Source organism: Streptomyces sp. NPDC085866 (assembly GCF_044541035.1).
Taxonomy (GTDB): Bacteria; Actinomycetota; Actinomycetes; order Streptomycetales; family Streptomycetaceae; genus Streptomyces.
Genome location: NZ_JBITSQ010000019.1, coordinates 122736 through 145701, shown reverse-complemented (window position 1 = coordinate 145701; position 22966 = coordinate 122736). Strand labels below are relative to the sequence as shown.

The window sequence follows — 22966 nt, the reverse complement described above, 5'->3', positions numbered from 1 at the left end:
CGGACATCGGTACTCCACGTCGACTCCACACCGTTCACGGAAGTTGACGGAGAGTTATGGAAGAAGGTAGCGCCCGGCACTGACACTGGCCCCATGGATACGCAAAGTCACCTCACCCATGAGTGGATTCCCGCCACCGGCATCCAACTCCGCAAAGCAGGGGTCCAATTCGACGCCGTACGGCTCGACGGGGACCACGGGCGGGCGGTCGCCGACCGGCTCGCGCGGATGACCGGGGGTGATCCGGGGCCGGTCGTGGAGTCCGGAAGCGGGCGGCGGTGTGTCTACTTCCTCGTCGCGGCCGGAAGCACCGCCCGCCACAGCTGGCCGGAGGAGGTGACCCGGCTGACGAGTGGCCCGTACCGGATCTGCTACATCCCGGTGCCCGCGCTGGGGGGCATGACCTGGCCGCTGGCCTGGCGCTATCCGCCCACCGCGCCCGACCGGCTCGTGCACACCCTGTTACTGCGCACGGCACTCCAGGACTCGGTTCACATCGGCGCCGCCGGCTCCGTCAGCTGAACACGATCATCGACCCCTGCGCCAGGGACCGCGTCGCCGCCGCGTGCAGGCCGAGCCACACGTGGCGCTCGCGGGCGAAGGGGCTGGGGTCGTAGGGCGCCGGTACCGCGGGCTCCTCCAGTTCGGTGGGAGCCGCCGGCGGTGCCGGCGCCGCCGGCGGGTTGGCCGGGTCGATGCCGATCGTCGGGGCCACGAGTTCCAGTTCCCTGAGCAGGGACTGGGAGGAGCCCAAGGGGCCGCCGCCGGCGAGCAGTTCGTCGCTGGACAGCGGGTGCGGGAAATCGACCGGGACGTAGGCGCCCGCGTGGTCGTAGTGCCACACCAGGTGGGACTGCTGGGCCGTCGACTCGAACATCTCCAGCAACTGCTCGTAGTCACCGCCCAGTTCGTCCACCGGGGTCACGGGCAGCCCGCACACCTGGAGCAGGTAGGCCCGGCGCAGGAAGTGCAGTGCGTCGTAGTCGAAGCCGGCCACCGGGGCGACCTCGCCGGACAGGCCCGGCATGTACTGGTACACCGGCACCGGTGGGAGACCGGCCGCGGCCAGCGCGTCGTTGTAGTGCGCGAGTTCCTCGGCGAACGGGTTGTCCGGGGTGTGGCACAACACGTCGACGAGCGGGACCAGCCACAGGTCACAGGCCAAAGGACAGCTCCTAGTGTGGGTCGATCAGAGGCCGCACTCCGCGGGCAGGGCGTTCAGGAAGGGTAATCGCTACAGGCCGTGTCGAGGCCCCCCGGTGCGACTTCTACCCTCTGCCCGGCTTGTTCGCACGGCACGTGACGTAGCTGATCAGGGCTGCTCGGCCAGGCGCTCGATGAGCGCGAGGGAGTGGGTGTTGGCCGCGGTCACGATGGCGCGGGCCGCCTCGGCGTCGCGGCGGGCCAGGGCGTCGACCAGTTCGGTGTGACCGGCCCACAGGTGGTGGCGCACGTCGGGGAGGCGGCGCAGGTGCTGGACCGCGCAGACCCAGGACTGGACCCGCAGACGGTGCAGGAAGTCGGCCAGGTAGGGGTTGCCGAACAGGCCGCTCAGCTCGCGCCAGAAGCGCAGGTCGTAGCCGATCAGCACGGTGAGGTCACCGGCCGCCGCGGCCCGCTGGGCCTCCTCGCCGCGCCGGCGCACCGCCGCCAGGGCCGCCGCCGTCCGCGGGTCCTCCGCGGCGGCGAAGGCCGGGTGGTGGGTGGTGAGGGCCCGGAACATGCCGTCGGTGACCAGGCTGCGGGCCTCGATCATGCCCCGGTAGTCGGCCAGCGAGTACTCGGGGACGCGGAAGCCGCGGTGCTGGTCGGCCTCCAGGATGCCCTGCGCGGACAGGTCGACCAGCGCCTCGCGGACCGGGGTCGCCGAGACGCCGTACTGGTCGGCGATCTCCTTCACGGTGACCGCCCGGCCCGGTTGCAGCCGCCCCGCCAACACCTCGTCACGCAGCGCGTCCGCGATCTGCTGGCGCAGGGTGCTGCGCGTCACGGCGCCGTTGCCGGGCATCGTCCGTGCCTCTCCTCACACGTATGGGTGACGTACTCGTAGGTGCTCGCCATCTCTTACGAGCACGTCACCTTACGCGTTCGGATCGCCCCGGCGGCAGCTCCGGTTCGGTTACGCCGTGTACTCGTCGGCGACGCTCAGCGCCGCGTCCAGGGCCGCCAGGCCCTCCTTGAGCTCGGCCTCGGACACGTTGCAGGGCGGGACGACGTGGGTCCGGTTCATGTTGATGAACGGCCACAGTCCGTGCTGCTTGGCGGCGGCACCGAACGCGGCCATGGGGGCGTTCGCCTCGCCGGCCGCGTTGTAGGGCACCAGCGGCTCCCGGGTCTCCCGGTTCTTCACCAGGTCCAGCGCCCAGAACATGCCGACGCCGCGGACCTCGCCGACGCTCGGGTGCCGCTCGGCCAGCTCGGCCAGGGCGGGACCGACGACGCTCTCGCCGAGCCGCTTGGCGTTCTCGACGACGCCCTCCTCCGCCATCACGTTGATCGTGGCGACGGCGGCGGCGCAGGCCAGCGGGTGCCCGGAGTAGGTGAGCCCGCCCGGGTAGGGCCGCTTGCCGAAGGTCTCGGCGATCTTCTCGGAGATGGCCACACCGCCGAGGGGCACGTAACCCGAGTTCACGCCCTTGGCGAAGGTCATCAGGTCCGGCACGACACCGAACAGGTCCGCCGCGAACCACTCGCCGGTCCGCCCGAACCCGGCCATGACCTCGTCCAGGATGAACACGATCCCGTACTTGTCACAGATCTCCCGGACCCCGGCCAGGTAGCCCGGCGGCGGGACCATGATCCCGGCGGTGCCGGGCACGGTCTCCAGGATGATCGCCGCGACCGTCCCCGGACCCTCGAAGGCGATCGTCGTCTCCAGGTGCTCCAGCGCCCGCGCGGTCTCCTGCTCCTCGGTCTCGGAGTAGAAGCGGGAGCGGTAGAGGTAGGGCGCCCAGAAGTGGACGACACCGGCGGTGCCGCTGTCGGAGGGCCAGCGGCGCGGGTCACCGGTGACGTTGACCGCCTGCTGGGTGCCGCCGTGGTACGAGCGGTACGCCGAGAGCACCTTCGCGCGGCCCGTGTGCAGCCGGGCCATGCGAATGGCGTGCTCGACGGCGTCCGCGCCGCCGTTGGTGAAGAAGATCTTGTCCAGGTCGCCGGGGGTCCGCTCGGCGATCAGCCGGGCCGCCTCCGAGCGCGCCTCGACGGCGAACGCGGGCGCGAACGTCGTCATCTTCGCCGCCTGCTCCTGGATCGCGGCGACGACCTTGGGGTGCTGGTAGCCGATGTTGGTGAAGACGAGCCCGCTGGTGAAGTCCAGGTACCGCCTGCCGTCGTAGTCCCAGAAGTACGACCCCTCGGCGCCGGCGACGGCGAGCGGGTCGATGAGGTCCTGGGCGGACCAGGAGTGGAAGACATGCGCACGGTCCGCGGCCTTCACCGCGGCGCCGGCTTCGGGGCTGAGCTGAGGGGTCATGCGGGCGAGCGTAAATGTCCGGGATGCGGACGCGACATCGGCGTCTTGTTCCGTGGGCGGGGCGATTCCGCGACAGGTTGTCGACGGTGGGGCGGTCCACGACGGCCCGGCCGAACGGGAGAGGGGGGCGCATGGCCGCGTACCCCGTGGGTACCGCGACGAGCCGGGCCCTTCCGGCAGCGCTGTTACGGAACCGTAGACCCAGGTCCGCGCGGCTCCCCGTGCGACCGCACTATTCTCGGTCTGTTGCAGACCTATGGGGGGAAGGCGGCGCGGGGATGGACAAGCTGGGACCGGGGGATCCGCTGGGGGTCCCCCCGGCCGGAGGCTGGGGGAGGATCGGGGCGTACCGGCTGCTCGCGCGGCTCGGCGCGGGCGGTATGGGGCATGTGTACCTGGCCCGGTCGGACCGGGGCCGTACCGTCGCCGTGAAGCTGGTCCGCGAGGAACTGGCCGAGCAGGAGGAGTTCCGGGCGCGGTTCAGGCAGGAGGTGACGGCCGCACGGCGGGTCGGCGGGCACTGGACCGCGCCCGTGCTGGACGCGGACACCGAGGCCGCGGTGCCCTGGGTGGCCACCGGGTACGTCGCCGGGCCCAGCCTGCAGCAGGTCGTCTCGCACGATCACGGAGCGCTGCCCGAGCGGTCGGTACGGATCCTCGCGGCGGGGCTCGCGCACGCGCTCAAGGACATCCATGCGGCGGGGATCGTGCACCGGGATCTGAAGCCGTCCAACGTGCTCGTCACCATCGACGGGCCGCGGGTGATCGACTTCGGGATCGCGCGGGCGATGGAGACCATGGCGGGGGACGGGCTGACCCGTACCGGGTCGCTGGTGGGGTCGCCCGGGTTCATGGCGCCCGAGCAGGTGCGGGGGGACCGGATCACACCCGCGTGCGATGTCTTCTGCCTGGGGTCCGTGCTCGCCTATGCCTCCACCGGTGTGCTGCCCTTCGGGGGCGCCAACAGTGGGGTGCATGCCCTGATGTTCCGGATCGCTCAGGAGGAGCCGGATCTGGAGGGGGTGCCTGAGGGCATCGCGGATCTGGTGCGGGACTGCTTGAAGAAGGATCCCGCCGCTCGGCCTTCGCTGGATCGGATTCTGGAGCGGACGGGGGCGGAGGACACGGTGTCCGGGGGCCGGTCCCGGGATCCCTGGCTGCCGGGGGCGCTGGTGGCGCAGCTGGGGCGGCATGCGGTGCAGCTGTTGGATGCGGAGGATCCGGCGTCCGATTCGTTGCCGGGGGCGGGTGCCGGTGCGGGTGCTGGTGCGGGTGCGTCGGGGGGCACCCGGCCTTCGGCCGGGTCCGGGTTCCCACCCGCACCACCCGTACAGCAATCGTCGTCGGGTGCGGGTGCGCCGGAGGGGCCGGGAGCGCCCGGCGGTCCGGGTGCGGGGGTGCCTGCTCCTGCTTGGGTGCATCAGCAAGGGGGTGGCGGGTCGCCCGAGCATGCTTCTGCCGCCGATGATGTTTCCGCTGCGCCCCCGGCCAAGGGGATTGGTGCGGCCGTCAATCACCTTCCGACTGTGGTTTCGGGACAGACCCCGCCGCCCGGACCGCCTCCCGCCGCTCCCGGGTACGGCGCGGCGGCCGGGCCGTACGCCCCGCCGGGGCAGTACGGGTATCCGCAGCAGCCCCAGCAGCATCCTCAGCCCCATGCCCCCGCCTACGGCTACCCGCAGCAGCCGTACAACCCCTACGGCGGTGGCGGGCTCGGTTCCACCCCGCCCTACGGGCCGCCGCCGGTCGGGGTTCCGCACGAGCCCGAGCGGAGGAACGGGCGGTCCACCGCGTTGCTCGTCGTGATCGCGTTGGTGGTCGCGCTGGGCGCGGGCGGGTCGGTGTATGCGCTGATGAATCATGGTGGTGACGACGGCAAGGCCGGGGGGACGGTCAGTCCTGCGCCTACCGTCACCACCACCGTGCCGGGCGGTACCTCGCCGGCGCCCACTCCCACGACCTCGGCGCCGTCCTCCTCCGCGCCCGCGGACGGGGTGATCCCGACCGGGTACCTCGGCACCTGGCAGACCACGATCGACAACTCCAGCGGGACCAACACCCGTCAACTGACCATCCAGCAGGGGAAGGTGGGGGACACCGTCCTCACGCTCGTCGCGGACGGGCCCACCGCGGGCGGCGGGACGTACCACTGCGTGTTCGAGGCGCAGCTCACCGAACAGCCGGGCAGCGACGGGCCGTTGGAGATCGGGCCGTCGAGCGTCAGCTCCGGTGAGCCGCTGTCCTCCTGCTCGCCGGGCGAGGCCACCGAGGTCACACTGCTGTCGGACGGGCGGCTGAAGCGGGTGAAGAAGAGCGGCGGGGAGAGCCTGACCTACACCAAGCAGTGAGGCGAACTCCGGCCACGTCCCTTGCCGGCCCCGGAAGGCATGAAGCCGGGCGCGTAGCCCGTTGAAGGGTCGGGTGCCTATCGGGGCTCAGGCGGTCGCTGCCGGGGCATGTTCGGGCGCGTCCCGTTCGCCGGCGGCAGCGGAAACCGTCCCACAGGGCTGCCCGAGTCCACGCGTGCCCCGGACGCCACCGCCGCCTGGATGCCCAGCGGTGCCGAACCCGTGCGGAACTCCACCATCCAGTCGGCCGTCTCCGTGCGCACCAGCTCCATCACGTCCTCGGAGAACCGCCGAAGAACGCCCAGGCACCGCTCGGCCGCCTCGCTGGCCGTCCCCTCCGCCGGCCCCAGAACCTCCCGTACGCTCTCCGACGCCCAGTCGAACTGCAACGCCTGCAACCGCCGCTGCACAGCCTGCGCGGTCGCCACGTCCCTTATCCACCCGGACGTGACCCCGAAGAAGCGGTCCACCGCGACACACGCCACCGCGAGCATCAGCGCCAGGTACCCCCAGGGCGCCACCCCGCCGACCACCCCGGTCAGATCCAGCAACGGCAGCGCGGCCCCGCACACCGCCCCCGTCGCCGCCCCGGCCCGCAGCGCCCGCGCCCCGCGCCGCTTCCACACCCGGTCCGCGAGATACCAGGACGCCGTCTGCAGTGCTCCCCGCTCCACCCACCGGTACAGCTCGTCGAGCCGCTCGGCGGGCTCCCCCCAGTCCCCGAGCGGGAACGACCGCCCGGTCAGATCGCCCGGCCGCAGCCCGGCCGCACCCTCGCCCCACCCGTCCTGAGGCGGACCCTCGGGCTGCATCTCCGGCTGAGCCACCCGGCACTCCCAACTGAACACGACACTGAACACGGCCTGTCACACTGCGTGACATTGCATGCCGACGCGCGTCGTCCTTCCTACCGCCCAATGGGTGGCGGGGGCGTAGCTTTCCCCTCTTTTCCGCCCGGAAGAGGGCCTTGATCAGGTATAGGCCTGCCACTGCTGTCACTCGAAAGAGTGGCGGGGCGATGGTCGCGTAGACCACGTAGGCTCGTGCACAACGGAGAAACGACGCCGCAGGCGGCGAACGAGGAACCAGGAGCTGATCGTGATCCCCGGTGGTGGCCAGCCCAACATGCAGCAGTTGCTCCAGCAGGCCCAGAAGATGCAGCAGGACCTGCAGCGGGCGCAGGAGGAACTGGCGAACACGGAGGTCGACGGGCAGGCGGGCGGCGGACTGGTACGGGCCACCGTCACCGGTTCCGGCGAGCTGCGCGGCCTGAAGATCGACCCGAAGGCGGTGGACCCGGAGGACACCGAGACCCTCGCCGACCTGATCGTGGCGGCCGTCCAGGCGGCCAACGAGAACGCGCAGACGCTCCAGCAGCAGAAGCTCGGCCCCCTGGCGCAGGGCCTGGGCGGCGGCAGCGGCATCCCCGGCCTGCCTTTCTAAGACCGGCCGTGGCCAACTACCGTACGTACTGAAAGACTCCAGGAAGGGCAGTCCGTTGTACGAAGGCGTGGTTCAGGACCTCATCGACGAGCTGGGACGGCTGCCCGGCGTCGGTCCCAAGAGCGCGCAGCGGATCGCCTTCCACATCCTGCAGGCGGAGCCGACGGACGTCCGTCGGCTCGCCCAGGCCCTCCTCGAGGTGAAGGCGAAGGTCCGCTTCTGCGCGACCTGCGGCAACGTGGCACAGGAGGAGCTGTGCAACATCTGCCGCGATCCTCGCCGCGACCCCTCGGTCATCTGTGTCGTGGAGGAGCCCAAGGACGTCGTCGCCATCGAGCGCACCCGCGAGTTCCGCGGCCGTTACCACGTGCTCGGCGGCGCGATCAGCCCGATCGAGGGCGTCGGCCCCGACGACCTGCGTATACGAGAACTTCTCGCGCGGTTGGCCGACGGGACGGTCACGGAGCTGATCCTGGCCACGGACCCGAATCTGGAAGGCGAGGCCACGGCCACGTACCTCGCCCGCATGATCAAGCCCATGGGCCTCAAGGTCACCCGCCTGGCCAGCGGCCTCCCGGTGGGTGGCGACCTGGAATACGCGGACGAGGTCACCCTCGGCCGCGCCTTCGAGGGGAGACGACTCCTAGATGTCTGACGCCACGCTGCACGCGACCGGTCACAACCCGGACGACTTCGCGGTCCAGATCGCGGACCAGGTCGAGAGCTTCCTGGTGGCCGTCACGGAGGTGGCGAAGGGCGACGAACCCGACTCGGCCGTCCCCTTCCTGCTTCTGGAGGTCTCCCAGCTCCTCCTGGCCGGCGGTCGCCTCGGCGCGCACGAGGACATCGTGCCCGACGAGCGCTACGAGCCCGACCTCGGGCCCGAGGCGGACGTGGACGCACTCCGCGAGAACCTCGCCCGGCTCCTGGACCCCATCGACGTCTACTCCGAGGTCTTCGACCCCTACGAGCCCCGCACGGCCCCCGTCCCGGCCCGTATCTCCGACGACCTCGCCGACGTCGTCACCGACCTCCGCCACGGCATGGCCCACTACCGCGCGGGCCGCATCACGGAGGCCCTGTGGTGGTGGCAGTTCTCCTACTTCTCCAACTGGGGCGGCACCGCCTCCGCCACGCTCCGCGCCCTCCAGTCGCTGGTGGCGCACGTCCGCCTCAACCAGCCCCTGGAAGAGCTCGACGGCCTCGACACCGACCAGGCCACCATGGGCGACGAGACCCTGGAGTTCGAGGCGGGCCGGGTCATGGCGCAGGAGATCGCGGGGCCACTGGGGATGCGGTCGGCGAAGCAGAAGTAGGGGCGAGTTTCGCGACGCCCACTGGGGCTCGTTTCACTCACGGGAGCGGTTCCCTGCGCTGGCCCAGGACTTCAGAGACGGTGGAGGAGCGTGTCACGGCCCGCATGGAGCGGCAGTCCATCCTCACTGCACGGAAACAGTCGGTGGGGCTGAGCTTCGTGCTGTACGAGGCGGTGCTACGTGCCCCGCAGGTGGACGCCGGGCAACTGCACCGGCTGCTGGAGGCGGCGCCTCTGCGGAACGTCGTGCTTCAGGTACTTCCCTTCGAACGGGCCATCCCTGCAGGGCTCCTGGGGTCCGTGGTCCTGTTGGAGACCCGTGACCACGAGCGGTTCGCCTTCATGGAGGGCCAGTTCGCCAGCGAGCTTTCGGCCGATCCAGGGGTTGTCAGCCGGGTCACCGAGCGGTCAAGTCGAGCTACAGCGACAACGAGGGTGGCAACTGCGTCGAAGTAGCCCTCTCCGACGCCGTCCACGTCCGCGACTCCAAGGTCTCCGCAGGCCCCGAACTCCGCGTCGCCGCCCCCACCTGGGCGGCGTTCATCTCCGCAGTTCAGCCCGGGGCTTGAGCCTCGGGCTTCGAGCGCCTCCATGGGTTTCTGGGCTGATTGAAAACCAACCCAACCAACCAAGTCTGTACGTGAGTTGAGGCGGCGTACCTCGAAAGAGTGACGTTCCGTGAGCGGCTTGCGTCGGAACGTAAAACGACTCTAGGTTCGCGGCAAATAGATCGGCCCCGGTCGGTGCGCCAACACCGGCTCCGGGGCCTGGACCTACGGATCGAATGAGGCTCGATCGTGGCTTGCTCCTACCCTAGCCCTGCCCTGCCGTCCGCGGACCACCCCATGGCCAAAACGGGGTACGGAAAGCGCTCCGCAGGTGACGAAGACCCGGACGCCGACGCGGACTTCGCACATCTGGGCGACCGTGAACGCGACCTCGCCGTCTTCATCGACCACCTCGCAGACGGTCATGCGATGGGCTACAAGGCGGTCGCCGCAGAGCACCCGTTGTACGGCCAGCAAGCGGTGCGGGTTTCGATGGGGCGCCTGGGCCTTGTCGGGCATCTGCACCAGATCCGGGAGCACATCACTGTCGAGGACAACTCGATGCGGTGGGTCACGCGGACCTACTGGTCGCGTACCCGCAGGTCGAGGGCCTGGTGGGAGGAGTTCGCGCGGGCGCGCAACGGCCGGATCGTGACCGATGGATACCAGCCGGGGCTGGCCCGTCCCGAGAACGCCGTAGAGGAGGAGGCCGTACCGGAGGAGGCCGAGCCGGCCGAATCGGGTCGGGCGGAGGCCGGCGAGCCGCAGCACAGTGCCGCCTACCAGGCCCTCGCCGAAGTCCGTGACGCGGACCCCCGTATGCCGCTGTCCGAAGAGGACTGCCAGTCCCTCGAAGCCCTCGCCGCGGAGTGGCTGTCGCGTGGCTCGACATCCGAGGACATCACCCGCGCCCTCACCGACGGACTCCCGTCCGCCGTATCCAACCCGGGCGGATTCGCCCGCAAGCGACTGGAGAAGAACATGCCACCGAAGAAGGCGAAGGTGCGCCAGAAGAAGGGTGCCCTCCGCGCCCGTGTCGACCGGGTGCTTCTGGCCTGCATCACTTGTGACGCGGACGAGCGGACCGTGGAGATCGTCGGGGGTGTGTGCCGGGAGTGCCGGGTGGAGCTCGGGCTGGACACGCCCGAGGGGGAGCCGATCCCGCTGGTACCGGAGACGTTTCTGGTCGGTCCGACCCCCAGTGCCCTGGAGGTGCACGAGTGGGCCTCCCGGGTGCGGGCGGCAGGCGGTCTGGGTTCCTCCAGGGGCCAGGCGCTCTGGGAGGGCGTATGAGCGTGCAGGACGTGCCGGTCAGGGCACCATGGAGTCGAGGAGGCGACGCCATGATCCCTAGGACCGAGCACCGGCCGCAGATGTCCGTCGAGGAGTTCGAGGAGCTGGAACGCCACGCCCCGGAGAGCGTGCGGCTGGAGTTCATCAGGGGAAAGGTCCAGGTCAAGCCAGTGACCGATGGCAACCACGACCAGATCATCGCCTGGTTGCAGAGGCTGTGCATGCAGCATCGTCCCGAGCTGTGGCTGTATGGCGACCGTGGCATGAAGGTCGAGCGTTACCGCAACGGACGGGCTCGCCCGGACGGCGTTCTCGCGCCGTTCGGTTTCCCGGTGGGGCATGCGGACTGGTCCGAGGTTGAAGGCGTCCTCATGGCCGTAGAGGTCACCTCGCACGACTCCGACACGCACCAGCGCGATCGAGTGGAGAAACCCGAGGGCTACGCAGCCGCCGGTATCCCCGTCTACCTCCTCATCGACCGTGACGACTGCTCTGTCATCGTGTTCAGCCAGCCGGAGGAGGGCCGCTACCGCCGAGAGGAAAAGCTGCCCTTCGGGGCGACTGTCAAGCTCCCGGACCCGGTGGACATCACCTTGGACACCGAGCCTCTGAAGGAGTTCGCCGACTGATGCTCGGTGCCGAAGAGATCAATGCTGAGGTCTGGCGCTCCTACGGGACGCACCACATCCGGCGCGGTACACCCCTGCCCGACGTGGACCGGATCGCCTGGGGCCCCGGGGCAACCGGGCCGGGAGACGAGGCGCTCGGGGAGCTGACGGGGCGGCGAGTGCTGGACCTCGGCTGCGGGACGGCTCGGCATGCCGCACATCTCGTGCGCAGCTACGGGGCGGTGCTGGACGCGGTCGACGCCTCGCCCAGCCAGATCGAGCGAGCCCGCACCCGCTACCCGGATCTGCCCGGACTCCGGCTGATCCACGCGGACGCCGTCGAGCACCTGCGCACGGCGGCGTCGTACGACGTCATCTACTCCCTCAGCGCCCTCCACTTCCTCGACCCCCACCGACTGCTGCCCGCCCTGGCCCCGGCCCTCAGGCCAGGTGGCCGGCTGTGCTTCACCGTGCTGCACACCAACTCCCATGGCAGCGGCCCTGATTCGGCTGCTCGTCCCCGCCCCGAGATCCTGCGGCTGGCCGGTGGCGGAGAGCTGACCGGCCAGATGTGGGTCCTCACCCCGGAACTCTGGGAAGACCTGCTCGTGCAGCACGGGCTGCGGGTCGAGGAGGTCGTCGTCCTCGACGCTCCGGAAGAGGGCAACCACGCTTCCTACCGGCTCTTCCAGGTCCGTCGGCCAGCCCGTGTCACCTCCCGCCCGCGTACCGCCAAGCCGCCCGTCGCACATGCGGCGGTCGGTGTCGGCGCCGTGCTGCTGGGTCCCCGTGGCGTGCTGCTGGGCCGGCACCGGCGCGAGACGTTCGAGCTGCCCGGCGGGACCGTGGAGCCGGGCGAGTCACTGCAGGAGACGGTGGTTCGCGAACTCGCCGAGGAGACCGGTCTGGACGCCGACCCGGCCGACGTCCGCCTTCTGGGAACGCTCGTCGACCAGGTCGGCGGGGTCGTCCGGATCACCGTCGGCGCGATCGTCACCGCTTGGCGCGGCGAACCGGCCGACCAGCCGAACGAGAGCGTCGGCGACTGGCGCTGGTGGCCCCTGGACGCGCTGCCACCGGGCCTCTTCGAGTGCAGCGCCCAGATCCTCACCGCATGGCGCCCCGACCTCCCGATCGACCACCCGCCGGCCCACTTCACCCCTTTCCTGGAGTAGCGACCCACGGCGCATCACGGCCCGTATTCGAGCGATGACCTCGCGGACCCCGAAGGCTTTGCTTGAAACTTAATTCACAGTGGCGACTGTGAGCCGGGGCACGTTTCGCGTGGTGTGCCGTGCGCTGGGCAGGTTCCGGTCGCGAGCGCGTCGACCCCCCACCGCCCGACGTCTCACCATGCGGGAGTAGGACGGTGGATTTCGGACGCTCGTTAGACTGAGCCGACACAAACGAACCGAGCGAGGAGCGCACGTGGGCCTTGTCGTGCAGAAGTACGGAGGCTCCTCCGTAGCCGATGCCGAAGGCATCAAGCGCGTCGCCAAGCGGATCGTGGAAGCGAAGAAGAACGGCAACCAGGTGGTTGTCGTCGTTTCCGCGATGGGCGACACGACGGACGAGCTGATCGATCTCGCCGAGCAGGTTTCTCCGATGCCTGCCGGACGCGAATTCGACATGCTGCTGACCGCCGGAGAGCGTATCTCCATGGCCCTGCTGGCCATGGCGATCAAAAACCTGGGCCACGAGGCCCAGTCGTTCACCGGCAGCCAGGCAGGCGTCATCACCGACTCGGTCCACAACAAAGCCCGGATCATCGACGTCACGCCCGGCCGCATCCGGGACTCCCTGGACAAGGGCAACATCGCGATCGTCGCCGGGTTCCAGGGCGTCAGCCAGGACAAGAAGGACATCACCACGCTGGGTCGCGGTGGGTCCGACACCACGGCCGTGGCACTGGCCGCCGCGCTCGACGCCGAGGTCTGCGAGATCTACACCGACGTCGACGGCGTGTTCACCGCCGACCCGCGTGTGGTGAAGAAGGCGAAGAAGATCGACTGGATCTCCTTCGAGGACATGCTGGAGCTCGCGGCCTCCGGCTCCAAGGTGCTGCTCCACCGCTGTGTGGAGTACGCCCGCCGCTACAACATCCCGATCCACGTCCGCTCCTCCTTCAGCGGGTTGCAGGGCACGTGGGTCAGCAGTGAGCCGATTGGGGACAAGAAGGTGGAGCAGGCCATCATCTCCGGTGTCGCGCACGACACCTCCGAGGCCAAGATCACGGTCGTCGGCGTGCCGGACAAGCCGGGTGAGGCTGCCGCGATCTTCCGGACCATCGCCGATGCCGAGATCAACATCGACATGGTCGTGCAGAACGTGTCGGCGGCCTCCACGGGCCTGACCGACATCTCCTTCACGCTGCCGAAGACCGAGGGCCGCAAGGCCATCGACGCGCTGGAGCGCAACCGGGCGGGCATCGGCTTCGAATCGCTGCGCTACGACGACCAGATCGGCAAGATCTCCCTCGTCGGCGCCGGCATGAAGACCAACCCGGGCGTCACGGCCTCCTTCTTCGAGGCGCTGAGCAACGCGGGTGTGAACATCGAGCTGATCTCGACCTCGGAGATCCGTATCTCGGTCGTCACCCGTGCCGACGACGTGCCGGAGGCCGTGCGCGCCGTGCACACCGCCTTCGGGCTCGACTCCGACACCGACGAGGCCGTTGTCTACGGAGGCACGGGCCGGTAATGGCGCCGACCGGGAAGCCGACGCTCGCGGTCGTGGGTGCGACCGGAGCCGTCGGCGCGGTCATGCTCCAGATCCTGTCCCAGCGCGCGGACATCTGGGGCGAGATCCGTCTGATCGCCTCCCCGCGCTCGGCCGGCCGCAAGCTGGCCGTGCGCGGGGAGGAGGTCGAGGTGGTGGCCCTGACGGAGGACGCCTTCGACGGGGTCGACATCGCCATGTTCGACGTGCCCGACGAGGTCTCCGCCGAGTGGGCGCCGATCGCCGCCGCGCGCGGTGCGGTCGTCGTCGACAACTCGGGCGCCTTCCGGATGGACCCGGACGTGCCCCTCGTCGTCCCCGAGGTCAATCCGCACGCGGTGCGGAGCCGGCCGCGCGGGATCGTCGCCAACCCCAACTGCACGACCCTGTCGATGATCGTCGCCCTGGGCGCACTGCACGCCGAGTTCGGGCTGCGCGAGCTGGTGGTGTCCTCGTACCAGGCGGTGAGCGGGGCGGGCCGGGCCGGGGTCGAGACGCTGCGGGCCCAGCTGTCCCTGGTCGCCGGGACCGAGCTGGGGACCAAACCCGGTGACGTACGGCGGGCCGTCGGGGACGACACCGGGCCCTTCCCGGAGCCGGTCGCGCTGAACGTCGTCCCGTGGGCCGGGTCGCTCAGGGAGGACGGCTGGTCGTCGGAGGAGATGAAGGTGCGGGACGAGTCCCGCAAGATCCTCGGACTGCCGCAGCTGCCGGTCGCCGTGACCTGTGTCCGGGTGCCGGTGATCACCACGCACTCGCTCACCGTCCACGCCCGCTTCCAGGGCGAGGTGACCGTCGACGGCGCCCGCGAGATCCTCGCCACCGCACCCGGTGTCGTGCTCTGCGACGACCCCGCCGCCGGTGAGTTCCCGACCCCCGCCGACGTGGTGGGCACCGATCCGACCTGGGTCGGGCGGGTGCGCCGGGCCCTCGACGACCCGACCGCGCTCGAACTCTTCGTCTGCGGCGACAACCTGCGCAAGGGCGCCGCGCTCAACACCGCGCAGATCGCCGAGCTGGTCGCCGCGGAATTCAGGGGAGAGGCACCCGCCCGCGGATAAGATGTTTGTAGGATCCAAGTAAGAAATTGTGGTCGGGAGTGTGGTCCAAACCTCTTGATCCGCGCTTCCCGGCGACAGAGGATTTTCCTCCCCGCTCCTCGCAACCATGCGAAGGGCGGGGAGCGTCTTTGCGGTCACCTTTGCGGGGCGTGGGACGTGATGATCCTGGCGTGGGGACGCCGTGATCGGGGCGTGGGGACGCCCGTTCAAATGGGATATAGGGGAAGAGCGGGACGCATGACGGCACTTGGGACACCGTCGGTTGTCGGACATGTGACGCCCGGCACGTACAACCCTGGCGGGGGGAGACGTGTCCAACTGGCGTGGCAGAGGTACTCGAACTCAGTGCGGCCCGCGGCACCGCCGCGCTCCGGCCGCCCCGCGCTGCGCTCCGGCCGCGCATTCCCGGCGGCATGCCGGTGATCGCGCCCATGCCCGCAGCGCGGCCCGCCCGCATACCCAGTCAGCGTGACGGCTCCGACGACACGGCGGCCGACACCGCCACCGCGGACGCCGCGGTCGCCGGCACGACCGTCGACCACCTCACCGAGACCTACCGGGCGCACTACCGCTCCCTGCTGGGCCTCGCCGCGCTCCTTCTCGACGACACCGCCTCCTGCGAGGACGTCGTGCAGGAGGCCTTCATCCGCGTCCACTCGGCTCGCAAACGCGTCCGCGACCCCGAGAAGACCCTGGCCTACCTGCGGCAGACGGTCGTCAATCTGTCCCGCTCCGCCCTGCGCCGGCGCATCCTCGGCCTGAAGCTCCTGTCCAAGCCGATGCCGGACATGGCGAGCGCGGAGGAGGGCGCCTACGACTCGCTGGAGCGGCGCGACCTCATCAAGGCGATGAAGGGCCTGCAGCGCCGCCAGCGCGAGGTCCTCGTCCTGCGCTACTTCGCGGACATGACGGAGGCCCAGGTCGCCGAGACGCTCGGCATCTCGCTGGGCTCGGTGAAGGCGTACGGCTCGCGGGGCATCGCCGCGCTGCGGACGGCCATGGAGACACCGACATGAGCGAGCACGCCCAAGGGGGCGATTCCCATGAAGGTCCTTCCCGCGAAGGCCCCTCCGAGGGACGCCATGAGCCCTACGCCCGGCGCGAGCCGACGAAGCACCATGAGCAAGAGCACACGCAATCGCACGCTGGGAACGGAACTGTGAACCACGGCCCCGACGAAAAGGGCCCCGAGGGGCTCGGCCCGGGCCCGGACGGGCTCGGCTCGGACGACCTGGACCTGCGCCGGCTGCTGCACTCCGCGGTCGACGACCTGGAACCGCGCACCGGCACGCTGGACCATCTGCGCAAGGCGGTGCCCGCCCGGCGGGCCCGCAAGCGCCAGGCCGCCGTCGGCATGGCGGCCGCCGCCCTGTTCGTGGGCACAGCGATCCCCGCGCTGATCCACGTCTCGAACTCCGCCGGCACCGACCCCAACACCGCCATGGCCGGGCAGACCTCCCAGGCCCAGGGCGGCGCCACCCAGGGCAAGAACCCGGACGGCGGCTCCAGCAGCGTCAGCGGCTCCCAGGGCAAGCCCCCCGGGCACGACAAGGACAGCACCAAGGGCGGTGAGCCGGGCAAGACCGGCGGCAACGGCACCGGCTCGACCACCGGCGCCAACCCGTCCGCCACCCTCGCCACGGGCGCCCCGGTGTGCACGGCGGCCCAGCTCGGCTCCGCCACCCAGACCGTCGACGCTCCCGACACCGCGGGTGTCGTCTACGGCACCTTCCGCGTCACCAACATCTCCACCGCCAGCTGCACCGTCGGCGGCCCGGGCGCGATCGGCGTCTCGGCGCAGGGGGCCGCGGATCCCGCCAAGGTCCTCAGCGCCCGGCATGTGGCCGGGGACGCGGCGGCCTCCCTGCCCGACCCCTCCCTGGAGGTCGCGGCGCTGGTCCTGCAGCCGGGTGCGGCCTACGAGGAAAAGTTCGCCTTCGTACCCTCCGAGACCTGCCCCACCACCGGCGGCTCCACCACCACCGGCGGCTCGGACACCGGCGGTCCCTCGCCCGACCCGACGCCCAGCCAGGACGCCGGCGCCACCGGGAGCACGGACACCGGCACCACGTCCTCCGGCACCACCACCCAGCTCGTCACCGAGGACGGCGCGACGGCCGACGGCAGCGTCCTCGTCACCCACACCGCGCAGGCGGGCTCGCCCACCGTCTCGGCGACCGTGCCGAACGCGTGCGCCGGGACGGTGTACTACACCGAGGTGCTCGCGGGGGCGTAGTCAGGAGCCGTGTGGACCGAGGCCGTGGCCGGGGGGCGTGGTCAGACGGTGGCGGCCGGGGCGGAGGTGTCCTCCTGCTCCTGCGACACCAGGCCGAGCGCCGCGTCCCGCTGGAACTCCACCTCGCGGCGCAGCAGCCGGAACCACATGAAGACCACGAAGCCCGCGAAGACGAACCACTCCCCGGTGTAGCCGAGGTTCTGGAACGCCTTCAGGTCGAGACCGGTGCCGGCCGGCGCGGTCGCGGGCACGGCCTTCATCCCCGCGTCGGCTTTGTCGAGGGTGACCCAGGCGTCGTAGAGCTTGTCCGGCACCAGGTTCACCAGCGAGGCCGCGCTGATCGCCGCCGTCTGCCCGGCGGGCAGCCCGCCCTGGGCACTGACCCCGTTGTCCCCCGGGGTCTCGGAGGCCTGCAGCGCGCCGGTGACAGTGACCTCGCCGGCCGGCACGGCCGGGGCCTTCGCCGGATCAGCCTTGCCGGGCAGCCAGCCCCGCACCACGGGCAGCGTCCGGCCGGAGTCGGTGCGCAGCAGCGTCAGCACGTAGAAGCCCTGCTTGCCGTCCAGCTCCCGGCCCGGCACGAGCAGCTGCCCGCCGTACCGGCCGCTCGCGGCGACCCGGCGTCCCGAGGTGCTCTTGTCGACGGGCAGCATCTCGGCCAGCGGACGGGCGGCCTCGTGTCTGTCGGAGGCGGCCTGCTCGGTCGCGGCACGGTGGTCCTGCACCCGCCCCTCGAACCGGCTCAGCTGCCACGACCCCATGAACACGCAGAACGGGATGGCGAGCAGCACGAAGACGTTGATGCCCCACCAGCGGGGTGTCAGCAGAAACCGGTACACGCCCCCAACGGTACGGCGCCGGGTCCGGGGGCTCGGGCCGGGGGTTCGGCTCGGACGTGTGTGCGCAGCCGGTGGGCGCGGGGTGCGTAGGCGGTGGGCGCGGTCGGTGGGCGCGGGGTGCGGAGGCGGTGGGCGCGGTCGGGAAGTTATCCACAGGCTGGGTGCACCGGTCAGCGCATTGTGGGTGGGGCCAGGCAATATGGGCGCATGACTGGGGCACAGAGTGAGAGCAGGACGCCGGACACACCGGACATGCCGGACTGGGAGAAGCGCTTCCGGGCGCCGCGGGTCTCGCTGCCCGACTGGGCGGAGGACGCGCCGGACCGCTCCCTGTTCGTGTCGAACGCGACGGGCACGTACGAGCTGTACGCCTGGGACCGGGCGACGGGCGAGCAGCGGCAGGCGACGGACCGGCCGAACGGCACGACGGACGGCGTGCTCTCCCCGGACGGGGCGTGGATCTGGTGGTTCGACGACAAGGACGGCGACGAGTTCGGCATCTGGCGCCGCCAGCCCTTCACCGGCGGGGCGGACGAGACCGCCGTGCCGGGCCTGGAGCCCTCCTACCCGGCCGGCCTGGGCCTCGCCCGTGACGGGCGTACGGCGGTGGTCGGCCGCTCGACGGACGAGGACGGCACGACCATCCACCTCGCGCGCGAGGGCGAGGACCCGGTCGAGATCTACCGGCACCGCGAGTCGGCGGGTGTCGGCGACCTCTCCTACGACGGCTCCCTGATCGCGATCGAGCACACCGAGCACGGCGACGCCATGCACGCGGCCCTGCGTGTGCTGCGCCCGGACGGCACGACCGTCGCCGAGCTGGACGACACCAAGGGCGGCGCCGAGGAGCTGGGCCTGGAGATCCTCGGCTTCGCACCCGTGGAGGGCGACACCCGCCTCCTCATCGGCCACCAGCGCCGGGGCCGCTGGGAACCGCTGGTGTGGAACGTGGCGACGGGCGAGGAGAGCGACCTCGCCCTCGACCTGCCCGGCGACGTCGCCGCCGAGTGGTACCCGGACGGCAGCGCCCTGCTCATCGCCCACAGCTTCGAGGCCCGCAGCGAGCTGTTCCGCTTCGACCCGGCGGCGCGCCAGCTGACCCGCATCCCCACCCCGCCCGGCACGGTCTCCGGGGCGACCGCCCGCCCCGACGGCAGCGTGGAGTACCTGTGGTCGTCGGCCGCCCAGCCGCCCGCGGTCCGCTCCACCACCGGCGAGGTCGTCCTGGACCCGCCCGGCATGAAGTGCCCGCCGTCCGTGCCGGTCGAGGACGCGTGGGTGGAGGGCCCCGGCGGCCGCATCCACGCCCTGATCCAGAAGCCCGCCGGTGCCACCGGCCCCCTCCCCACGGTCGTCGACCTGCACGGCGGCCCGACCTGGCACGACAGCGACTCCTTCGCCGCGGGCCCGGCCGCCTGGGTGGACCGGGGCTACGCGGTGATCCGCATCAACTACCGCGGCTCCACGGGATACGGCCGCGCCTGGACGGACGCCCTGAAGCACCGGGTCGGCCTGATCGAGCTGGAGGACGTGGCCGCCGTCCGCGAGTGGGCGATCGGCTCCGGCCTCGCCGACCCCGAGCGCATGGTCCTCACCGGCGGCTCCTGGGGCGGCTACCTCACCCTCCTCGGCGTCGGCACCCAGCCTGAGGCGTGGGCGGTGGGTATCGCGGTCGTGCCGGTCGCGGACTACGTCACCGCGTACCACGACGAGATGGAGGCCCTTAAGGCCATGGACCGCACCCTGCTGGGCGGCACCCCCGAGGAGGTCCCGGAACGCTTCGAGGCCTCCTCCCCGCTGACCTACGTCGACCAGGTCAAGGCCCCGGTCTACATCTCCGCGGGCGTCAACGACCCCCGCTGCCCGATCCGTCAGATCGACAACTACGTCAAGCGCCTGGAGGCCCGCGGCGCGGTCCACGAGGTGTACCGCTACGACGCCGGGCACGGCTCACTGGTGGTGGACGAGCGGATCAAGCAGCTGAGACTGGAGATGGAGTTCGCGGCGAGGCACCTGGCAGGGGAGTGAGCCGAGCCGGCGGGCGTCGCGTGGGTGCGGGACACCCGCCGGAGGGTGCGGTCGGTCAGTTCGTGCAGCCGGGTACGGCTCCCGTCGGGCGGCAGTTGTTGGGCACGTTGCCGGTGACGCCGGTGGCGACGACGGAGACCTGGCTGCCGGAGCCTTCGAAGATGCCGCCGCCGTCGCCGGCGGTGTTGCCGGTCACCTGGCTGGCCGACAGCGTCGCGACGGCCGGTGCCGTGGTCTGGAGGCCGCCGCCGTCGGCGCCGGCCGTGTTGCCGGTGATCCCGGAGTAGTTGACGGTCAGCGAGGCGCCGGCGTGGCTGATGCCACCGCCGCTGCCACTCGCCTGGTTCCCGCTGACCAGGGCGTTGTTCAGCGAGGCGGAGGCGCCGCTCCGGAGACGGATGCCACCGCCGGATCCGGCGGTGTTGTCCCGGACGCTGCCGCTGTTCACCGTGAGGGTGCTGCCGGCATCGGTGACCAGCACGCCGCCGCCCTCGTCGCCGGGCACGTTCCCGAAGCGGACGTGGACGGAGTTCAGGGTCAGGTCGCCGCCGGACTCGACCGCGAAGAGCCGGAAGTCGGGAGTGCCCGCCGCCGTGGAGCGGGCGATGGTGGTGTTGTACCCGCTGACGATGAAGGAGCCGGTGACGGCGGGCAGACCATTGCTCGCCCCCACGCTGGTGGCGACGGTGTACGTACAGAACGGCGCCAGCGTGATGTTCTCGCCGGTCGTGTTGGACTGGGTGATCGCGTTCCGGAGAGCGGTGACGTTCCCGCAGGGCACGAAGGTCGCCGCGTGTGCAGGGGCGAGAGGCAGCACGGCCAGGCTCAGGCCGAGAGCCGCCGCGGCACCCAGGGTTGTCGGACGGTACATGTTCTTCCTCGTCATGGAGGACTCCTCCTCGGTTCGGGTGGGCCGCCCGCGACGTCTGCGCGCCGCGCGTTCGGTTCGCGTGCGGACGGAGTCCGCCCGAGGACGGCGAGGACGACGGTCACAGGGCCCTCGAAGCGGCCCTACCAGCCAACGGCGGAGTCAAGGTGACGCGCCAAGCGGACTGGTCCGACCAGGCCCCGGATCCACCCGTCCGGCCGCTTCGAGAGGACCCGCGGCGACCCGCCGGACCCCTGCTCAGCCCAGCTCGGCCAGGCCCCGACGGGTGGCGGCGACCACGACCCGGTCCCCCTTGCGCAGCACGTAGTCGCCGGGAACGTCGGCGCGGCCCTCCAGCGCCAGCACCCGGAACGCCCCTGCCCGGAACGCCTCCGCCATGCTGCGCCCCTCCAGCTCCGGATGCCCGGCCACCTCGACCGCGGCGAGCAGCAGCACCCGCCGCTCCACCGGAATCGCCCCGAGCACCTGCCGCCCCAGCATCGCCCCGGCGAACGCGGGGGCGGCCAGATGCGACACGCTCCGGCTGCGCGTGGACGCCTGCGGGTGGGCGGCCCGCAGCGTCCGGTACACCGCGGTCGCGAAGTCGTCGTCGTACAGCCGCAGCACCACCCGCAGATCCGGCCGCACGGACCGCGCGTACAGCACGGCCTCCAGATTCGTCGTGTCCGCGCTGGTCACCGAGAGCAGCGCATGCGCCCGGTGGATCTTCGCGGCCTCCAGCACCCCCTCCTGGGTGACATCCCCCAGCACCACCGGCACCCGCAGCCGCCGCGCGGTCGCGAGCCCCCGCGCCTCCGGGTCGGACTCCACGCACACCACCGGAATGTGCAGCTCCCGCAGCCGGGTCAGCACCCGCGTACCGATCTTCCCGAGGCCCAGCAGCACCACATGCCCGCCCAGCCCGCGGGGCGGCTTGCGCAGCGCGGACGCGGTCCGGAAGGTGCCCAGCGCCTCGAGCACCGCCGCCAGCAGCACCGGAAGCAACAGCAACCCGACCAGTCCGGAGAGGAGTTGGAGGATCTGTCGCCCCAGGGGCGCCCCGAGCGCCGGATCGTCGATCGCGAACAGGTCCAGCAGCGTCAGGTAGAAGGCCCGCAGCGGATGGATCCCGGTGACCACCCACAGCGCGACGGCGAGCGCGACCACACACCCCACGAGCCCGGCCAGCGACCACCGCAGCCGCCGTGAGAAGAGGGAGGCGAGCGGCGGTACGACCCCCATCCCGCGCCCGGCCGCGCCCGCCTCGGGGCCGCCGAAGGAGGACACCTGCTCCAGCACCACGGCGGCCCGCCCGGCAGCCTGCCGCACCTCCTCGTCGTCCGGCAGCAGCACGGGTTCCTGCTCCCTGCCGCCGTCGGAACCGTCCGCCCCGGCGGGATCCGTGCCGGGCGCCGAGAGCAGGGCCAGGGTGCACAGCCCCGGAGCGGCGGTCTGCCCGTCCCCGGACGGCATCCGCTCCACGGCCCGCAGCAGCAGACTCTCGGTCTGTACGACCTTGGTCGTGCCGGCGACGGCGGCCGCGGCCAGCGCGGGCGCGGCGGTGTCGGCGTCGGACAGCACGGTCGTGGACGCCTCCGCGCCATCGGCCTCCGCCGCGCCGGACGCCAACGCGGCCGCCTGGTCGAGGAGTTCCTCGATGTGCTGGCCCAGGCGCCGGTTGTACAGCCGCAGGACGAGCCGCAGGCGCGGGTTGAGGCGACGGGCGGTCAGCGCCGCCCGGATGTTGGTCTCGTCGTCGTCATGGACGAGCGCCAGCGCGGTGGCCCGCTCCACACCGGCCTCGGCGAGCACGGCCTCCGTCAGCTCGAAGGCCTCCAACACCCGCTCGCCGTCGGCCCGGTGGGCGCTGCCGCCGTTACCGCCGTTGCCGCCGCTCCCCGTCGTCCCGTTGCCTCCGTTGCCACCGCCCAGTCCGACAGCGGCGCTGACCACGCGGTCGAGCAGCGCGGCCGAGGCGGCCCGGGCCCGTCCCACCACCGGGGGCCGTGCCATGCGCTCGTTCGGTGGCACGACGAGGGTGACCTGCTCGCCGTGGACTCCGCGCAACTCGGCCGCCAGCCGGTGCGCGAGCCCGTCGTCGCCGCAGACCACCATGTGCGCCGCCGGGGCGCCGGACCCACCTTGATACGGAACGCTCGCCACGAGGGAAAAGACTGCCCCAAGGA

General features: G+C 71.4%; 21 protein-coding genes and 1 pseudogene. 15 read left to right on the top strand and 7 right to left on the bottom strand.

The annotated features are described in order from the left end of the window. Positions 1-93 precede the first annotated feature (93 nt). A complete protein-coding gene (locus tag ACIF83_RS38015; protein WP_393482809.1) occupies positions 94-522 on the top strand; it encodes a hypothetical protein in 429 nt (142 codons plus the stop codon). On the opposite strand, the gene ACIF83_RS38010 is transcribed toward ACIF83_RS38015, so the two are convergent. The 3 genes from ACIF83_RS38010 to ACIF83_RS38000 all read right to left on the bottom strand — a co-directional run bounded on the left by ACIF83_RS38010 (position 515) and on the right by ACIF83_RS38000 (position 3475). Further along, positions 515-1165: a hypothetical protein gene (locus ACIF83_RS38010; protein ID WP_393482807.1), complete on the bottom strand. Its 651-nt coding sequence runs from the start codon at positions 1163-1165 to the stop codon at positions 515-517. The two genes, ACIF83_RS38015 and ACIF83_RS38010, sit on opposite strands and share 8 nt — an antisense overlap. A 147-nt stretch (positions 1166-1312) precedes the next feature. Beyond that, positions 1313-2008, bottom strand: coding sequence for a GntR family transcriptional regulator (locus tag ACIF83_RS38005; protein WP_393482805.1), 696 nt, complete (start codon positions 2006-2008; stop codon positions 1313-1315). Between the two features lie 111 nt (positions 2009-2119). Beyond that, positions 2120-3475 carry an aspartate aminotransferase family protein gene (locus ACIF83_RS38000; RefSeq protein WP_393482802.1) on the bottom strand — a complete coding sequence of 452 codons (1356 nt, stop codon included), beginning with the start codon at positions 3473-3475 and terminating at the stop codon, positions 2120-2122. Positions 3476-3753: 278 nt separating this feature from the next. Between ACIF83_RS38000 and ACIF83_RS37995 the strand changes: the two genes are divergently transcribed. Next, the gene (locus ACIF83_RS37995; RefSeq protein WP_399734094.1) at positions 3754-5823 is read left to right on the top strand and encodes a serine/threonine-protein kinase; all 2070 of its coding nucleotides are present in this window, start codon (positions 3754-3756) and stop codon (positions 5821-5823) included. 77 nt (positions 5824-5900) lie between these two features. On the opposite strand, the gene ACIF83_RS37990 is transcribed toward ACIF83_RS37995, so the two are convergent. Next, positions 5901-6650 (bottom strand): SLATT domain-containing protein, encoded by a 750-nt coding sequence (locus ACIF83_RS37990; RefSeq protein ID WP_393482797.1) that lies wholly within the window; start codon positions 6648-6650, stop codon positions 5901-5903. Positions 6651-6921: 271 nt separating this feature from the next. On the opposite strand from ACIF83_RS37990, the gene ACIF83_RS37985 reads away from it, so the two are divergent. The 12 genes and pseudogenes from ACIF83_RS37985 (at position 6922) to ACIF83_RS37930 (ending at position 17045) form a co-directional block, all read left to right on the top strand. Continuing rightward, positions 6922-7266: a YbaB/EbfC family nucleoid-associated protein gene (locus ACIF83_RS37985; protein ID WP_145886284.1), complete on the top strand. Its 345-nt coding sequence runs from the start codon at positions 6922-6924 to the stop codon at positions 7264-7266. Between the two features lie 55 nt (positions 7267-7321). Continuing rightward, a complete protein-coding gene (recR, locus tag ACIF83_RS37980) occupies positions 7322-7921 on the top strand; it encodes a recombination mediator RecR (protein ID WP_053664569.1) in 600 nt (199 codons plus the stop codon). Next, positions 7914-8582 (top strand): DUF5063 domain-containing protein, encoded by a 669-nt coding sequence (locus ACIF83_RS37975; protein WP_393482793.1) that lies wholly within the window; start codon positions 7914-7916, stop codon positions 8580-8582. Before recR ends, ACIF83_RS37975 begins: the two co-directional genes overlap by 8 nt. An 80-nt stretch (positions 8583-8662) precedes the next feature. After that, positions 8663-9037 (top strand): Scr1 family TA system antitoxin-like transcriptional regulator, encoded by a 375-nt coding sequence (locus ACIF83_RS37970; RefSeq protein ID WP_399734089.1) that lies wholly within the window; start codon positions 8663-8665, stop codon positions 9035-9037. 14 nt (positions 9038-9051) lie between these two features. Continuing rightward, a pseudogene (locus ACIF83_RS37965) lies at positions 9052-9150 on the top strand (DUF397 domain-containing protein); the annotation flags it as partial. A gap of 276 nt (positions 9151-9426) precedes the next feature. Further along, on the top strand, positions 9427-10422 hold the full coding sequence (locus ACIF83_RS37960) for a hypothetical protein (RefSeq protein WP_399734086.1): 996 nt from the start codon (positions 9427-9429) through the stop codon (positions 10420-10422). 50 nt (positions 10423-10472) lie between these two features. Beyond that, complete coding sequence (locus tag ACIF83_RS37955; RefSeq protein ID WP_393483048.1) at positions 10473-11051, top strand: Uma2 family endonuclease; 579 nt, start codon at positions 10473-10475, stop codon at positions 11049-11051. Further along, positions 11051-12205, top strand: a complete 1155-nt coding sequence (locus ACIF83_RS37950; RefSeq protein WP_393482785.1) for an NUDIX domain-containing protein — start codon at positions 11051-11053, stop codon at positions 12203-12205. Before ACIF83_RS37955 ends, ACIF83_RS37950 begins: the two co-directional genes overlap by 1 nt. A gap of 253 nt (positions 12206-12458) precedes the next feature. Next, a complete protein-coding gene (locus ACIF83_RS37945) occupies positions 12459-13730 on the top strand; it encodes an aspartate kinase (protein WP_393482782.1) in 1272 nt (423 codons plus the stop codon). Beyond that, entirely contained in the window at positions 13730-14809 is a 1080-nt protein-coding gene (locus tag ACIF83_RS37940; protein WP_393482779.1) for an aspartate-semialdehyde dehydrogenase, read from the top strand. The genes ACIF83_RS37945 and ACIF83_RS37940 overlap by 1 nt, the downstream gene beginning before the upstream one ends. Positions 14810-15132: 323 nt before the next feature. Then, complete coding sequence (locus ACIF83_RS37935; RefSeq protein ID WP_393482776.1) at positions 15133-15825, top strand: SigE family RNA polymerase sigma factor; 693 nt, start codon at positions 15133-15135, stop codon at positions 15823-15825. A 143-nt stretch (positions 15826-15968) separates the two neighbouring features. Then, positions 15969-17045, top strand: coding sequence for a hypothetical protein (locus tag ACIF83_RS37930; protein WP_399734081.1), 1077 nt, complete (start codon positions 15969-15971; stop codon positions 17043-17045). 41 nt (positions 17046-17086) lie between these two features. Here ACIF83_RS37930 and ACIF83_RS37925 read toward each other — a convergent pair whose 3' ends face one another. Next, a complete protein-coding gene (locus ACIF83_RS37925; RefSeq protein WP_399734078.1) occupies positions 17087-17884 on the bottom strand; it encodes an SURF1 family protein in 798 nt (265 codons plus the stop codon). Positions 17885-18091: 207 nt separating this feature from the next. On the opposite strand from ACIF83_RS37925, the gene ACIF83_RS37920 reads away from it, so the two are divergent. Further along, on the top strand, positions 18092-19912 hold the full coding sequence (locus ACIF83_RS37920; RefSeq protein WP_393482768.1) for a prolyl oligopeptidase family serine peptidase: 1821 nt from the start codon (positions 18092-18094) through the stop codon (positions 19910-19912). Between the two features lie 55 nt (positions 19913-19967). Here the strand turns inward: ACIF83_RS37920 and ACIF83_RS37915 are convergent, their stop codons facing one another. Both ACIF83_RS37915 and ACIF83_RS37910 read right to left on the bottom strand, forming a co-directional pair. Next, positions 19968-20798 carry a hypothetical protein gene (locus tag ACIF83_RS37915; RefSeq protein ID WP_393482765.1) on the bottom strand — a complete coding sequence of 277 codons (831 nt, stop codon included), beginning with the start codon at positions 20796-20798 and terminating at the stop codon, positions 19968-19970. Between the two features lie 240 nt (positions 20799-21038). Beyond that, a complete protein-coding gene (locus ACIF83_RS37910) occupies positions 21039-22895 on the bottom strand; it encodes an NAD-binding protein (protein WP_393483045.1) in 1857 nt (618 codons plus the stop codon). Positions 22896-22966: the final 71 nt, after the last annotated feature.